The 14,133-nt window shown below is 69.9% G+C and carries 13 protein-coding genes; 2 read left to right on the top strand and 11 right to left on the bottom strand.

Annotated features, from left to right (window positions below; translation table 11 throughout):
* Positions 1–22 precede the first annotated feature (22 nt).
* Positions 23–1,009, bottom strand: coding sequence for a quinone oxidoreductase family protein (locus tag ABDJ40_RS16360; protein ID WP_347611443.1), 987 nt, complete (start codon positions 1,007–1,009; stop codon positions 23–25).
* 130 nt (positions 1,010–1,139) lie between these two features.
* On the opposite strand from ABDJ40_RS16360, the gene ABDJ40_RS16355 reads away from it, so the two are divergent.
* Positions 1,140–2,045 carry a DMT family transporter gene (locus ABDJ40_RS16355; RefSeq protein ID WP_347611442.1) on the top strand — a complete coding sequence of 302 codons (906 nt, stop codon included), beginning with the start codon at positions 1,140–1,142 and terminating at the stop codon, positions 2,043–2,045.
* A gap of 100 nt (positions 2,046–2,145) precedes the next feature.
* Here ABDJ40_RS16355 and ABDJ40_RS16350 read toward each other — a convergent pair whose 3' ends face one another.
* From ABDJ40_RS16350 to ABDJ40_RS16335, 4 genes are all read right to left on the bottom strand, one after another.
* Positions 2,146–3,453, bottom strand: a complete 1,308-nt coding sequence (locus ABDJ40_RS16350) for a CsgG/HfaB family protein (protein WP_347611441.1) — start codon at positions 3,451–3,453, stop codon at positions 2,146–2,148.
* A gap of 200 nt (positions 3,454–3,653) precedes the next feature.
* Positions 3,654–4,454: an SDR family oxidoreductase gene (locus ABDJ40_RS16345; protein ID WP_347611440.1), complete on the bottom strand. Its 801-nt coding sequence runs from the start codon at positions 4,452–4,454 to the stop codon at positions 3,654–3,656.
* Between the two features lie 4 nt (positions 4,455–4,458).
* Entirely contained in the window at positions 4,459–5,370 is a 912-nt protein-coding gene (locus ABDJ40_RS16340; protein WP_347611439.1) for a DMT family transporter, read from the bottom strand.
* Positions 5,371–5,471: 101 nt separating this feature from the next.
* Positions 5,472–6,686: an NAD(P)H-dependent flavin oxidoreductase gene (locus tag ABDJ40_RS16335; RefSeq protein ID WP_347611438.1), complete on the bottom strand. Its 1,215-nt coding sequence runs from the start codon at positions 6,684–6,686 to the stop codon at positions 5,472–5,474.
* A 408-nt stretch (positions 6,687–7,094) separates the two neighbouring features.
* On the opposite strand from ABDJ40_RS16335, the gene ABDJ40_RS16330 reads away from it, so the two are divergent.
* Positions 7,095–8,660 (top strand): sensor histidine kinase, encoded by a 1,566-nt coding sequence (locus ABDJ40_RS16330; protein WP_347611437.1) that lies wholly within the window; start codon positions 7,095–7,097, stop codon positions 8,658–8,660.
* Positions 8,661–8,738: 78 nt separating this feature from the next.
* Here ABDJ40_RS16330 and ABDJ40_RS16325 read toward each other — a convergent pair whose 3' ends face one another.
* From ABDJ40_RS16325 to narJ, 6 genes are all read right to left on the bottom strand, one after another.
* A complete protein-coding gene (locus ABDJ40_RS16325; protein ID WP_347611436.1) occupies positions 8,739–9,770 on the bottom strand; it encodes a thioredoxin domain-containing protein in 1,032 nt (343 codons plus the stop codon).
* A 106-nt stretch (positions 9,771–9,876) separates the two neighbouring features.
* Positions 9,877–10,632 carry a hypothetical protein gene (locus ABDJ40_RS16320; protein ID WP_347611435.1) on the bottom strand — a complete coding sequence of 252 codons (756 nt, stop codon included), beginning with the start codon at positions 10,630–10,632 and terminating at the stop codon, positions 9,877–9,879.
* A gap of 380 nt (positions 10,633–11,012) precedes the next feature.
* Positions 11,013–11,801: a carbonic anhydrase gene (locus tag ABDJ40_RS16315; protein ID WP_347611434.1), complete on the bottom strand. Its 789-nt coding sequence runs from the start codon at positions 11,799–11,801 to the stop codon at positions 11,013–11,015.
* A gap of 17 nt (positions 11,802–11,818) precedes the next feature.
* Positions 11,819–12,667 (bottom strand): peptidylprolyl isomerase, encoded by an 849-nt coding sequence (locus ABDJ40_RS16310; RefSeq protein ID WP_347611433.1) that lies wholly within the window; start codon positions 12,665–12,667, stop codon positions 11,819–11,821.
* 30 nt (positions 12,668–12,697) lie between these two features.
* Positions 12,698–13,441: a respiratory nitrate reductase subunit gamma gene (gene narI / locus ABDJ40_RS16305; protein ID WP_347611432.1), complete on the bottom strand. Its 744-nt coding sequence runs from the start codon at positions 13,439–13,441 to the stop codon at positions 12,698–12,700.
* A complete protein-coding gene (gene narJ / locus ABDJ40_RS16300) occupies positions 13,438–14,133 on the bottom strand; it encodes a nitrate reductase molybdenum cofactor assembly chaperone (RefSeq protein WP_347611431.1) in 696 nt (231 codons plus the stop codon). Before narJ ends, narI begins: the two co-directional genes overlap by 4 nt.

Here is a 14,133-nt window from a genome sequence, read left to right as displayed (position 1 = left end):
GCCTGCTCCAGGGCAGCCTCCCTCAGATCACCAGCAGACCGGAGCCGGTGGTCGTGCGGGCCTCCAGCTCGCGGTGCGCCTGCTGCACCTCCGCCAGGGCATAGCGCTGGCCGATGGGGATGCGCACCACCCCCTGGCTCACCACGTCGAAGAGCTCATCGGCCATGGCCTGCGTGCTCTCGCGCGTGGCCAGGTGGGCGAAGAGCACCGGACGCGTCAGGTACAGGGAATTGGCCGACAGGCTGGCCAGGCTCACCGGCGGCACCACGCCCGAGGCATTGCCGAAGCTGACCATCAGGCCGAAGGTGCTGAGACAGGCCAGGGAGCCGGCCCAGGTGTCGGCGCCCACGGAGTCGTAGACCACCTTGACGCCGCGACCCTCGGTGTGCTCCTTGACGCGGGCCGCGAAGTCCTCGCGGCGGTAGTTGATGACGTGGGCCGCACCGTGCTGGCGGGCGAGCTCGCACTTCTCGTCGCTGCCGGCCGTGCCGATGAGCTTCAGGCCCAGGTGGCGGGCCCACTGGCAGGCAATCAGGCCCACGCCGCCGGCCGCGGCATGGAAGAGCACGGTGTCGCCGGCCTGCAGCCCGCCCTGGGGCACGGTCTTGCGCAGCAGGTACTGCACGGTAAGGCCCTTGAGCATCATGGCCGCGCCGGTGTCCAGGCCGATGCCGTCCGGCAGCCGGACCACGCAGCGCGCCGGCATCACGCGGGCCGTGGCATAGGCGCCCACCGGCTGGCTGGCATAGGCCACGCGGTCGCCCTCGGCCAGGTGGCTGACGCCCTCGCCCACCGCTTCCACAATGCCCGAAGCCTCCATGCCCAGGCCCGAGGGCATGGGCAGCGGGTAGACGCCGCTGCGGTGGTAGATGTCGATGTAGTTGAGGCCGCAGAAGGCGTGGCGGACCCGGACCTCGCCGGGGCCGGGCGCCCCCACCTCCACGAGCTCCAGCTGCATCACTTCGGCTGCGCCCGGCTGGGCAATGCGAACGACCTGTTCCTGGGACATCGACTTCTCCTGCAGGCTGTGAATGGGGTGCCGCGCCGGCTCATTCGGGCCTGTCAGCGCGACGACAAGTTGCATCCGCTATCGTGCCAGCCTTTGTACCGTTGTGCCGCCTGTCGGCGATGGCCCGCCCATGAAGCTCAGTCCGAAACTCGCCCTGCTGCTGACCCTGCCGCCCTTGCTGTGGGCCGGCAATGCGGTGGTGGGCCGCTGGGCCGCCGCGGCCATCCCGCCGCTGACCCTGAACTTCCTGCGCTGGCTGCTGGCCTTCCTGGTGCTGCTGCCCCTGGCCCGCCCGCTGTGGGCACAGCGGGCCGCCCTGCGTCAGCGCTGGCACTACTTCGCCCTGACCGGCTTCCTGGGCATGGGCTGCTACAACGCCCTGCAGTACCAGGCCCTGCACAGCTCCACGCCGCTCAACGTGACCCTGATCGCGGCCAGCCTGCCGCTGTGGATGCTGGGCGTGGGCATGCTTCTGCACGGCGTGCGGCCGGACCGGCGCCAGCTGCTGGGCGCCCTGCTGTCGCTGCTGGGCGTGGCCCTCGTGCTGAGCCGCGGCCAGCTGCAGACCCTGCGCGCCGTGCACTTCGTCGAGGGGGACCTGCTGATGCTGCTGGCCGTCTTCAGCTGGGCCGTCTACAGCTGGCTGCTGGCGCGGCCGCCCGCCCACATGCAGGGCGCGCAACGGCCGCCCTGGGACTGGGCGATGCTGCTGATGGCGCAGCTGGTCTTCGGGCTGGGGTTTGCCGGCGTGTCGGCAGGCGCCGAGCAGCTGCTTTCGACGCAGCCGGTGGCCTGGGGGTCAGGTCTTGCCCTGGCCCTGGTCTACGTGGCCCTGGGCCCCTCGCTGCTGGCGTACCGCTGCTGGGGATTGGGGGTGACACAGGCCGGCCCCGCCGTGGCCGCCTTCTTCGGCAACCTCACACCGGTGTTCGCGGCGCTGATGTCGGCGGCCCTGCTGGGCGAATGGCCCCAGTGGTTCCACGGGGCGGCCTTTGTGCTGATTGCTGCGGGCATCGTGGTGTCCGCGCGCCGCTGAAGGGACTTCCGGCGCCCGCGCGCTGTGGCACGGTGTGGCACGGTGTGGATCTGGCGCCGCTGAGCCGGGCGCCGGGCAAGGGTCGAGTGGGGATTGCCGCTTACTGGCGCTGGCCGCCGAAGCTGCCAGAGGGCGTCGAGCGGTGGGCGTAGTGCCAGGTGCCGCTGAGGGCGCCGGTGTTGCCGTCCAGGAAGCCCTGGTAGACGGCCGAGCCGGCGGAGCCGGAGGCTGTCATGTTCATGCGGCCGCTGGCGGCCACGGTGCCGCTCACGCTGAAGGCCCCGGTCTGGTTGGAGACGCCGCCGCCACTGACCACGCCCATGCCACCGGCACCGGGCGTGACCACCACATTGAAGGTGCCCTGCTCGGGGCCCGCGAAGGAGCCGGCAAAGCTGCCGAAGATGCCCGCCGCCGCGGGCGGCGTGTTGTTGACCGGCAGGGGAGCGGCCGAGGCATGGCCGCCGCAGGCACCGACCAGCGTGCGCTGCACCCAGCCGCTGAAGTTGGCGGCGTCCACGTAGACGAAGCCGTTCTTGACCTCGCCCGAGGCGATCAGCTCCTCACCCTTGGGAATGGAGGCCACGACCTTGGCGTCCTTGGCCGCGTTGGCATAGGCCTTCACGTTGCCGATCTTGGGGCACAGGGTCTGGCCGGCCGGCTGCGGCGCCTCGGCCTTGGTGGAGGCGGCGGCATTGGCGTCGCCGGCGGCGCTGCTGGTGCGGATCAGGTTGGGCTGGTCGCGGATGGTCCTGACGATGGTGTTGTAGTTGTCCAGGAAGCTGGCCGCCACCATCTTGCCCTCGGGCGTGCTGGTGTAGCCGCCCAGGCCCACCAGGGCGCCGCCATAGCCCCAGCCGCCGATGCCGAAGTCCGTCTTGGTGGCCTTGCCCTCGGCGGCGGCCACCTGGATGCTGGAGCGCACGTCGGCGATCAGCAGGCTGGTCGAAGCCTCGCGGAACTTGAGGTTGCCGGCGATGGCGCCGAACACGCCACCCACCCGGCCCAGCAGCGCGCCACCGATGCCGCCCGTGGTGGAGGCGCCGACCTGCACATTGGGCGTCATCACGAAGTCGGCCGCCTGCATCTGGCCCTTGCCCACATTGGACTCCTGGCGCAGGTCACCGCCCTGGGCCAGCGCACGTTCCTGCTGCAGGTTCTGCATGGCCACGCCGCGCTCGACGACGTCGAAGCAGCCCGACTGCTGGACCATCATGCGCAGCAGCGCCGAGGGCGAGCCCAGGCCGTACTGCGACAGGTGGCTCCAGCCGGCCTGCGGCTCCACCACGGCCATCACGCCCAGCTTCTGGTTGCACTTCTCGACCTGCGAGCTGGTTTCTTCGGCAAAGGCAGGCGCCAGATGCAGGCCTGCCAGGAGGCCCGACAGGGCCAGGGCGATCTTCGATTTCATGGGAATCCCGTACCTCCACAAGTGGTGCCCGTGTCGCAGACGGATCAGGGGCGGCGCATTGTCGCCAAGCCACCCGGGCTTGCGCGAAGCGGCCATTGTGAAGGCGTTACGGGCAGTAACGATCTCCCCAATCCGTGGGGACAAAGGGACGAGTTGGTATCAGAACGTACTGCCCGCCGCGGGCCCAGGCAGGCCTGGTCTCAGAACGTGCCCGGGTAGGCACCGCCATCCAGCAGGATGTTCTGTCCGGTGAGGTAGCCCGCCTGCGCGCTGCAGAGCATGGCGCAGACCGCGCCGAACTCCGCCGCCGTGCCGAAGCGCCGGGCGGGGATGCCCTGGGCGCGCTGCTGGCGCACCTGCTCCAGCGCCTGCTCCAGCGCCTGCCCGCTGCGCTCCGCGCTCGCGGCCATGGTCTTGCCCAGGCGCTCGGTGTCGAAGGCGCCCGGGAGCAGGTTGTTGATCGTCACGTTGGCGCCTGCCAGGCGGGGCTGGCGGGCCAGCCCCGCCACGAAGCCGGTCAGGCCCGAGCGCGCGCCGTTGGACAGGCCCAGCACGTCGATGGGCGCCTTGACCGCCCCCGAGGTGATGTTGACCACCCGGCCGAAGCCGCGGGCCGCCATGCCGTCCACCACCGCCTTGATCAGGGCGATGGGCGTCAGCATGTTGGCCTCCAGCGCGGCCAGCCAGTGCTCCCGCTCCCAGTCGCGAAAATCGCCGGGCGGCGGGCCGCCGGCGTTGTTGACCAGGATGTCGATCTGCGGAGCCGCCGCCAGCGCCGCGGCCTGCACGCCGGGCTGGCTGATGTCGCCCGCCACGCAGCGGACCTCCAGCCCCGGATGCGCCTGCCGCAGCGCCGCTGCGGTGGCTTCCAGCGCCTCGGCGCCGCGTGCGTTGAGCACCAGGTTCACACCCTCGGCCGCCAGGGCCTCGGCGCAGCCGCGCCCCAGGCCCTTGCTCGAGGCACACACCAGGGCCCAGCGGCCCGTCAGTCCCAGATCCATACCGTCACCTCCATCGATTCAGCAGCAGGATGCCGCCCAGCACCAGCACGGTCCCGCCCAGCACGCCCGTCGTCAAGGGCTCATCCAGCAACCAGGCGCCCAGGGCGATGGTCGCCATGGGGCCCAGCATGCCCGTCTGCGCAGCCACCGCCGCGCCCAGGCGCTCGATGGCCAGCATCACCAGCAGCACCGGCGCGAAGGTGCTCAGCACCGCATTGAGCACCGACAGCTGCAGCACCGCCACCGGCACCTGGGCGATGGCCTCGGGCCCGCGCAGCAGCAGGTACTGGCCCACGCACAGCAGGCAGGCCACCGAGGTCGCCAGGCCGGTCAGGCGCATGGCGCCCAGGCGGTGCACCTCCTCGCCGCTGTAGAGCAGGTACAGGGCATAGCTGATCGCCGAGCCCAGCACCAGCAGCGCGCCCAGCCAGACATGCTCGCCCTGCCACTGCAGCTCCTGGGCGAAGACCCACAGCACGCCCGCATAGCTGATGCCCAGCGCTGCCACCTGGCGGGCGCCCACGCGGCGGCCCAGCAGCAGCCAGCCCAGCAGCAGGACCAGGGTGGGGTTGAGGTAGAGGATGAGGCGCTCGAAGCTGGCGCTGATGTAGGCCAGGCCGGCGAAGTCGAGGAAGCTGGCGAGGTAGTAGCCGCTGAAGCCCAGGCCGAGGACGGCCCACCTGTCCCGGCGGGTCAGTGCCGCCCGGCCCCGCCCGGCCCACCAGGCCAGGCCCAGGAACAGGGGCAGCGCGAACAGCATGCGCAGGCCCAGCAGGGTAATGGCATCGGCACCGTGGCGGTAGCCGAGCTTGACGATGATGGCCTTGCCCGAGAAGCCCAGGGCGCCAAGGCTGGCCATCAGCAGGCCGATCCAGGCGCGTCGTGGGGGCGCCGGATGCGGCGTTGAAGACTGCATCAGGCCATTCTAGGAAAGGCCTGGCGAGCGCGTGCCCGAGGGGGCTTCGCGAGTGGCCGAGCCAGGGCCCCGCTGCGGCGAAGCGCCCGACAGCCCCCGCCTCAGGCGGCCGGCTGCGTGGCGGGACCGCTGGTCAGCAGGCGCTCCATCAGCTCGCGCACGCTCTTGATCTGGTCGCCGAAGGGCAGCGAGCCCGCACCGCGGAAGAACAGGCCCTTCTTGATGTCACCGCGCAGGGCGGCGGCCAGCTGGTTGTCGATGCAGAACTGGCCCCAGTCCTTCAGACCGTCGCGCAGGCCGCATTGGGCCAGGCAGTCGAAGGCCTTGGTGCAGCGGCTCTTCACATGCGCCACCGCCTGCAGCTTGTGCTCGATCTTGAGATAGGCCTTGAGCCAGGGCGTGCCCACCGCACGGGCCGGCAGGCCGGCGACGCTGGTGAACTCGACCATGTCCTCGTCGCGGGCCTCGGCCAGGACGCGCTTGAATTCGTCGGAGGCGTCGCCTTCCTGGGTCACCGCGAAGGGCGTACCCAGCTGCACCGCGGCCGCGCCCAGGCCCTGCAGGCGCTGGATGTCTTCATGGGTGCGGATGCCACCAGCGGCAATCAGCGGGATCTCGCGCTCGATGCCGGCCTTGCGGAAGAACTCCAGGCATTCGGGGATCACGCGGTCGAAGTCGAAGCGCTTGTCGTCCAGGTCGCTGATGCGGGCGGCGCCCAGGTGGCCGCCGGCCAGGCGCGGGTGCTCGATCACGATGGCATCGGGCAGGCGCTTCTTGCGCTCCCATTTCTTGACGATCAGCTGCACGCCGCGCGAGTCGCTGAGGATGGGGATCAGCAGGGCCCTGGGATGGTCCTGGGCCAGGTCCGGCAGGTCCAGGGGCAGGCCGGCGCCCACCACCACGGCGTCGATGCCGGCCTCCAGGGCGCGCTTGACCGAGGTGGCGTATTCGCTCACGGCACGCATCACATTGAGGGCCACCAGGCCGCGGCCCTGCGCGCGCTCACGGGCGCCGGCGATCTCGCGGTCCAGCGCCTCGAGGTTGGCTTCGTTGATCTGCCGCTTGGCTTCCTCACCGGCATTCAGCCCTTCAGTGCGGGCCATCAGATCCGGGTGGTGGCGGCGCAAGTCCACCGAGCTGAGCGTGCCCACGCCACCGAGGGCGGCCACGGTGCCGGCCAGCTTCTGGGCGCTCACGCCCACGCCCATGCCGCCCTGCACGATGGGCAGCAGCTCGCGGCCGCCAAGCGTGAGGGGCTTGAGACCGCTGGATTGCAGGGCCGGGATCAGTTGGGCGTCGATGTGGGCAGAACTCATGATGTCTCGCTTTGGACTTGGGCGACCCTGCGCCGTCCGGCCGGACGCGCAGGGACACGGGCTGGCGCAGCGTAGGGCCTGCCCCCCTGCCCCACCTTGATACGTATCATGTTTCCCCCGCTTTCCCGCCCGCCTCGAGCGCAGGCAGCTGCGGGTTTCCCCGCAGCAAGTACAGCAGCAAGTACAGCGTGGGCTGGCCCGGCGCCAGGCCGGCAGCAGGCGCCTCGCAAGCACGCAAGACCTGGCCCCCGGCGCCTTGGGCAGCCTGTCACGCCCACGCCGCAATCCTCGAGACAGGCCCGGTCAATCAGCGACATAATCCGCCCAGCACGGCGAGGGCGACGTACCCCGTCCTGCAGGCCGCCCCGACGTGGGCGGAGTCGTTGGACACAGGGGGAGAGCCTGTCCTTGAGACTGTTCCAGAGCTCCTTGCGCAATGCAGTCATCCTCGCACTGGGGGTTGGTCTGCTCGTGCCCACCAGCCTTGTGCTGATGTATGACTGGCAGGCCTCGCGGCACACCGCGATGGAGGACCTGCGGCGTGACCTGGGCCGCACGGTCGAGGTGCTGGCGCTGTCGCTGTCCGAGCCGATCTGGCAGGTGTCGGCCGAGCTGGCTCAGCCCATGATCGACGCCCAGACCAGTGACCCCCGCTTCGTGCGCGTGCTGGTGATCGAGCCCAACAACGCCCAGCCCTTCATCCAGATGCAGCGCCCGGACCCCGATCCGGACCTGACCCTCACCCTCACCCGCCCTGTCACCCGTGATGGCCGCGAGATCGCCCAGCTGACGGTGGCCATGAGCGCCGCGCCCCTGCTGGAGGCCAAGCAGAACGAGGCCTGGCGCGCCCTGGCCCGCTCGGTCGGTATCCTGACGCTGTCCCTGGTGCTGATCCTGGGCGTGATGCAGCGCCGCGTGCTGCATCCCATGGACAAGCTCAGCCGCGCCGCCGAGGAGCTGGCCGCCGGCCGCCTGGACCAGCCCCTGGAGCTGCTGGGCGAGGACGAGATCGCCCGCGTGGGCATCGCCATGGAGCGCATGCGCCAGGCCCTGCTGCGCGCCTTCGAGGACCTGCGCGGCCATGCATCGACGCTGGAAGACCAGGTGGCCCAGCGCACCGCCGAGCTGACCTCCGCCAACAACGAGCTCACCATGGCCCTGGCCAACCTCAAGACCGCGCAGCGCGAGCTGGTGGAGTCCGAGAAGCTGGCCTCCCTGGGCCGCCTGGTGGCCGGCGTGGCGCATGAGCTCAACACGCCGCTGGGCAATGCCATGACCGTGGTCTCGGCGCTGGGCGACCGCTGGGCCAAGCTGGACCAGATGCTGGCCGACAACACCCCCATGCGCCGCAGCCAGCTGGAAGAGCTGGTCAAGGACACCCGTCGCGGCCAGGACATCCTGCAGCGCAATGTGCAGAAGGCGGCCGATCTGGTCCGGGACTTCAAGCAGGTCGCCATCGACCAGACCACCGACTCCCGCCGCGACTTCGACCTCTCACAGGTGGTCGAGGACGTGCTGGTGATGGTCGAGCCCAGCTTCAAGCACACGCCCTTCAAGATCGTGACCGACCTCACCCGGGAGCTGGAGATGAGCAGCTACCCCGGCGCGCTGGGCCAGGTGCTCACCAACCTGCTGATGAACGCCCTGGTGCACGGCTTCGAAGGACGGGACGAAGGCCTGGTGCGCGTGTCCTGCCGACCGCATGGCAGTGATCAGGTCGAGCTGGTCGTCGAGGACGACGGTCGCGGCATGGATGCCTCCGTCGTGCGCAAGATCTTCGATCCCTTCTTCACCACCAAGCTGGGCAAGGGCGGATCGGGCCTGGGCATGCACATCGTGCACAACATCGTCACCAATGTGCTGGGCGGGCAGATCGAGGTGCAATCGACGCCCGGCCAGGGCTCGCGCATGACCATGCTGATGCCGCGCTCGGCACCGCTGCGCTCCAGCGCCGAAGAACTGATCAACCCCTGAGCCTGCCCACCGGTGCCGCAGCAGCCCGCGCGCGCACCGGCATGAGCCGCGGGGCCTGCCGAAGCCCCAGCGAGGGCCTCAGTGGCCCTCGTTGCCCGCTTCCTGCTTCTCGGGCTTCTTGCCGTCGTCCGAGCCGGTGACGCGCTTGAACAGGTCGCCCAGCTTCACCGTGGTGCGCGTCTTGCCGATGGCCGCCGGCTCCCCGCCCGTCGGTGCGGCCGCGCGAGTCGCCACCCGGAAGTTGATGTAGCTCTCCGGCAGGGGCTCGCGCCAGAAGGCATTGCTGGCGCCCTCGGACAGCTGGGCGGACAGCTCTGCCGCGTCAGTGGCCGAGGTGTAGATCTGGCCATTGCCCAGCAACATGCGCGGGTAGGCGCGGCGCTTGAAGTCCGGGCCCAGGGTGGCGATGAGCGTCTCGATGTCGCGGGTGGACTGGTTGCCGAGATCGCAGCTGCCGGCAGGCAGGTTGCCATAGCTCAGCGTGGCCCGGGTCAGGGTGCTGCGCCACACGGTGGCATTGTCCTTGGCACACCAGATGTTGGCGACCGTCGAGAGATTGACGTTCTTGCTGCTGTCCAGCGTGGTCGGCAGCACGTAGATGTCGGCATCGATGCGGTTGTTCGGCGCGGCCAGCAGCCGTTCCAGCTTGATGCAGAAGGGGCAGTCGAAGGCCGAGAGCAGCAGCACCTTGGGCCCGCCCTTGCCCTGCTGCAGGTGGATCAGGCGCTCGAAGCGGATGTTCTTGATCATGTCGCTGACCAGCACGCGCCGCTCGGCATCGGACACAGGCTTGCCGCCTGCGCCGGTCTCGACGAAATCGGTGATGTCGCGGCTGTTGGTGGGCATCACCAGCGAGGCGGCCTCGTTGATGTAGGCATGGCCCACGCCGGGCGCACCTTCGCAGCGGTAGAGGCCGCGCACCACGGTCTCGTTGATGGCCCCGGTGCAGACGGGCGGGCTGAACTGCTTCACATAAGGCGCGAAGTTCTTGCGCACCTCGGCCGTGCCGGCCTGCGCAGGCCGCGCCGCCAGCGTCAGGCACAGCAGGCCCAGCAGGAGCACGGGCCAGGCCAGGCCGGGGCGAAGGTGTCGGGGGTGTGGGAGGTTCATGCCAGCTCCATCAAGCAGGAAGACGAACGCCCCGGGTGGGCCCGGGGCGACGGATATGCGATTCGGGGAATCAGCGAAATCAGGAAATCCGGGACCAGGGCCAGGATCAGAGCGAGGGCTTGCCGGCGCGCTTGCCCTCGGCTTCCAGTGCCTTGTCGGACGCAGTGCTCAGCACCTTGTACCAATCCAGGAAGGCGCCGATGTCGACGGCGGCGATCACGTAGTCGTCCACCAGGCCGTCCTGCTTGCGGGAGTTGGCGGTGATGCTGTAGGTGCGCGCGCAGGCGGTCGTCGGGGCCAGCGGATACTGCAGGCCGATGAAGAACTCCGACACCGAGTAGCTCTTCAGCTCTTCGAAGCAGTTGCCATTGCGGGGCTTGTCATAGGTGTTGACCCATTCGATCTCCTTGCCGCCCTTCTCGTACATCCACTGCTGCTTGTACTGCTGCGGCCGGATGGCCTTGGGGTCGATGGGCCCGAACTTGCCCGCGGCCTCGCTGACCGCCTTGAGCGTCGGACGGCTGTCCTTGATCTGCTCCGTCTTGGTGATGGACCAGACCTTGTGGGTCAGGGGCGAGACACCGAAAGCGACGATGGTGCCGCCCGTGGTGTACTGCCCGCCGTAGACGTGGTTGTCGAAACTGCCCTTCATGCGGTCGATCGTCAGGTTCAGGGTCATCTTGCCGTTGCGGACGAAGACCTTGTTCTGCTTGGCCGTCTCCAGGACCTTCAGGGCTTCTTCTTCCGGCATGCCTAGGCGGAGGCCGCCAATATCGGGCCCCTCGGCGGCGTGGGCGGTGGCTGAAAGGGTCAAGGCCGCGATCACTGCAACAGTGCCGCGCAGGGCCATCGGGGTGGGCATGGAAGCTCCTGGTTCTCTGGAGGCGCATCGGCGTCGATGCTGGGTAGGGTCGCCGGCGCGGCGCCAGCATGGCAGCCAACCGGGAGGGCGGGTCCGTCAGCCAGAGCCAAGCGGACGGAGAGGTGGCCTTTGCTGCGGCCAGCGCGGATTTCACGTGCTCCAGGCAGCGCGAGGAATCCCCCGAAGAGGGGCCATGTGTATCGAGCTGCAACCACCGGGGCCGCGACCTGCGCCAGGATCCCCTCCGCGGGTTGGCAGGCGCACGGACGGGCGCTCATCGCCCATGCAGGCAAGGGCCAGACGCCCCCTCGCGCACGCAGTCAGCCAGGCCAGGGCCAGGAGCGAGTCGCTGCGCCGCGGTGCCCGTCACGGGCAGGGACTCAGCGCCTGGGCGCCCAGGCGTCGTCGATCTCGTTGAAGAGGGCGCCGGTGTCGCGCTCGGCATCGCGCAGATCGCGATAGGGGCCGGTGCCGCTGTGCTCGGCCATGGAGGCAGGCACGAAGCGGCCCTGCTGAACGTCGAAGACATGCACCTCGCCGTCCTCGATCACGTAATGCCAGCCGTGCAGGGAGAGCTTGCCCTGCTCCACGCGGCTGCGCACCATGGGATAGTCCATGAGGCGCTCCAGCTGCAGCACGACGGAGCGCTCCTCCGTGCGGCGCAGCGCCTCGGGCGTGGGCTGCACCGGCAGCGCGGCCTCGCGGCCCATGTCCAGCCAGGCCTTGAGATTGCGGGCCTCGGCCGGCACATCGCCATAGAGCGCACGGATGCCGCCGCAATGGCTGTGGCCGCAGACGATGATGTGCTTCACCTCCAGCGCCAGCACCGCGTACTCGATGGCCGCGGCCGTGCCGTGATGGCCCACCCATTGCCTGTCGCCGCCGCCGGCTTCCAGGTGCTGGCAGCCGCGGTGCTCGCCTTCCTCGCAGCCGCGGTCCTCCAGCGTGCCGTCGTAGGGCGGCACGAAGGCCGCCACATTGCGCACCAGGAAGAGCTCGCCCGGGCCGGCGCCCGTGAGCATATAGGGCACGATGCGCGAGTCCGAGCAGCCGATGAACAGCGTGCTCGGGTGCTGCCCCTGCTCGACGAGGTCGCGGAAGCGGGCCTCGTACTGCGGGAAGTAGTCCTTGTTGAAGCGCCGCAGGCGGGCGAGCAGTTCGTCCGGCATGGCTGGTGCTCCGTCGCTCACTGCACCAGGGGCGTGTCGGCCTGGTTCAGGGAGACGCCCTGCAGCTGCGCCTGCCCGGCCAGCAGGTCCAGGTACTGGCGCATGGCGGTCACGCTCAGCTGGTGGCGCAGCAGCGCCGCCACGGAGCCGCGCACCTGCTCGAAGGACGGCACCTCGCCGGCCTCGCGCTCGTCCACGCGCAGGATGTGGAAGCCGTGCCGGCTGCTCAGCAGGCGCGGCAGCACGCCCATGTGGCGGTTGGCATCGTCCTGGGCGAAGAGCACGCTGGCCACCTCGGGCAGGCAGTCCTCGCGGGTCAGCCAGCCCAGGCCGCCGCCCTGCTCGCCGCTGGGGCAGTTGGAGTTCTCGGCCGCAGCCTTGGCGAAGGAGGCCTCGTCCTCACAACGCAGGCGCACCAGCAAGCCTTCCGCATGGGCGCGCAGGGCCGCCACGTCCACGCCCGGCGTCACCGCCAGCAGGATGTGGGCGGCACGCACGCGCTCGCCGCGGGCGAAGCGCTGCGGGTGCGCCTCGTAGTAGCGCAGGCAGGCCGCATCGTCCGGCTCCGGCAGCTGGATTTCGCGGGCCAGCAGGGCCTCGATGGCCTCGCTGGCCGCCTCGCTGTGCACCCCGTCGATCGGGCCGGGGTCACTGCTTGCCAGCATGCCGGCGCGCTGCGCGGCCTGGCGCAGCAGCTCGCCATAGGCGCGCTGGCGCAGCTCCTCCTCGCCCAGCACCTCGCCGGCGCCATGCAGGGCCACGTCGTTCACGCGGGCCACCGCGATGGGCGCCAGCGTCTCGACCGCGCCCTCGCCTTCGCCCTTGCCACCACCGCAGCCGCAGCTGCCACCACCACATCCACTCATGTCGATCTCCTTGGGGTTTCAGCCATCGGTTCAGCGCTGCGGCGTCGTGTGCCCGGCGGGCAGGCTGATGCGGCGGCTGCGAACGAGCTGGTAGGGGCGGAACACATAGGCCAGCGTGCCGAAGCCGCTCCACACGTGCACGAGGCGGGTGAAGGGGAAGACCACGAACACCGTCATGCCCAGGAACATGTGCAGCTTGAAGATCCAGGAGGCGCTGGCCAGCAGCTCCACGGCGCCACCGCGGAAGGTGACGATGCGCTGGGCCCACTCGGCCAGCAGCATCATCATGCCGCCGTCCAGATGCTGGGCCGACAGCGGGATGGTGGCCAGGCCCAGGGCCAGCTGGATCCACAGCAGCACGAGCAGCAGGATGTCGCTGGTCTTGCTGTTGATGCGGATGCGCTCGTCCGACAGGCGGCGGTGCAGCAGGATGCTCACGCCCGCGAAGCCCAGCAGGCCGGCGATGCCGCCGCTGACCATGGCCATCAGCTGCTTGTTGCCGGCGCTGATGAAGTGCTCGTACAGGAAGTGCGGCGTCAGCATGCCCACGGTGTGGCCGAAGAACAGGAAGAGCACGCCCACGTGGAAGAGGTTGCTGCCCCAGCGCAGGCTGCCGGCGCGCAGCAGCTGCGAGGAGTCGCTCTTCCAGCTGTACTGGTCGCGGTCGAAGCGCAGCAGGCTGCCGAGCAGGAACACGGTCAGCGCGATGTAGGGATAGACGCCGAAGAGGGCGAAGTCCAGCGGTGAGCTGGCGAGGCTGGAAGCGGGGCTCATGCGCGCACTCCTTGCTTTGGGGTTTCTTGACGACGGACGATGTGCACCGGCTGCGGCGAGCCGGGCTTGCTCTGGCCGCGCGAGCTGCAGCCATCGAAGGCGGCGGGCTCGACCCAGGCCTCGTCCAGGGGTTCATCGACGGTGATCTGCACGGCCTGCGGCGTCTCGCCCGCCAGTTCCAGCACGGCGCCGATGGCGGCCGCCCAGGGCTTCACGCCGCGCTTGATCAGCGCGCTGTGGATGGCGTTGAGGATGTGGGCCATCTCGGCCAGGAAGCCCGCCGCCAGCGCCGGGGGCTGCGTGGAGGCGAACTCCAGCACCACGGGCAGGTAGTCGGGCAATTCCTTGGCATCGAAGAAGACACCGGCGGACTCGTAGGTCTTGGCCAGGTCGACCAGTGCCGGGCCGCGCTCGCGCGAGTCGCCGTGCACATGCTCGAAGAGGTGCAGGCTGCTGGCGCGGCCGCGGTCGAAGGTCTCCACGTACTCGGACTGCAGGGCGAAGCGATCGCGGCTGGCCATCCAGGCGACCAGGGCCTCCACTTCCTGCAGGCGCTCGGCGCTCAGCGCCCGCTCCTGGCGCAGGGCGTCCAGCAGCTCGGGCAGGGCCGCCAGCATCTCGTCGCTGGGGTAGTCCAGCAGCCGCGCGAGCACGCGGCAGCTGAGGCTCATGGGCAGGGCTTTCTTGCTCAT

Origin of the sequence: Roseateles flavus, assembly GCF_039872765.1 — a bacterium.
In the GTDB taxonomy this organism is placed as follows: Bacteria; Pseudomonadota; Gammaproteobacteria; order Burkholderiales; family Burkholderiaceae_C; genus Roseateles_B; species Roseateles_B flavus.
This window is presented reverse-complemented; position numbering and strand designations above follow the sequence as displayed.

Excerpts from the sequence above, each read along its gene's own strand:
- narJ (WP_347611431.1), bottom strand. The coding sequence starts at position 14,133 with ATGAGCAAGAAAGCCCTGCCCATGAGCCTCAGCTGCCGCGTGCTCGCG.
- ABDJ40_RS16325 (WP_347611436.1), bottom strand. The coding sequence starts at position 9,770 with ATGAACCTCCCACACCCCCGACACCTTCGCCCCGGCCTGGCCTGGCCC.
- narI (WP_347611432.1), bottom strand. The coding sequence starts at position 13,441 with ATGAGCCCCGCTTCCAGCCTCGCCAGCTCACCGCTGGACTTCGCCCTC.
- ABDJ40_RS16335 (WP_347611438.1), bottom strand. The coding sequence starts at position 6,686 with ATGAGTTCTGCCCACATCGACGCCCAACTGATCCCGGCCCTGCAATCC.
- ABDJ40_RS16345 (WP_347611440.1), bottom strand. The coding sequence starts at position 4,454 with ATGGATCTGGGACTGACGGGCCGCTGGGCCCTGGTGTGTGCCTCGAGC.
- ABDJ40_RS16315 (WP_347611434.1), bottom strand. The coding sequence starts at position 11,801 with ATGCCGGACGAACTGCTCGCCCGCCTGCGGCGCTTCAACAAGGACTAC.
- ABDJ40_RS16355 (WP_347611442.1), top strand. The coding sequence starts at position 1,140 with ATGAAGCTCAGTCCGAAACTCGCCCTGCTGCTGACCCTGCCGCCCTTG.
- ABDJ40_RS16360 (WP_347611443.1), bottom strand. The coding sequence starts at position 1,009 with ATGTCCCAGGAACAGGTCGTTCGCATTGCCCAGCCGGGCGCAGCCGAA.
- ABDJ40_RS16320 (WP_347611435.1), bottom strand. The coding sequence starts at position 10,632 with ATGCCCACCCCGATGGCCCTGCGCGGCACTGTTGCAGTGATCGCGGCC.
- ABDJ40_RS16310 (WP_347611433.1), bottom strand. The coding sequence starts at position 12,667 with ATGAGTGGATGTGGTGGTGGCAGCTGCGGCTGCGGTGGTGGCAAGGGC.
- ABDJ40_RS16340 (WP_347611439.1), bottom strand. The coding sequence starts at position 5,370 with ATGCAGTCTTCAACGCCGCATCCGGCGCCCCCACGACGCGCCTGGATC.
- ABDJ40_RS16350 (WP_347611441.1), bottom strand. The coding sequence starts at position 3,453 with ATGAAATCGAAGATCGCCCTGGCCCTGTCGGGCCTCCTGGCAGGCCTG.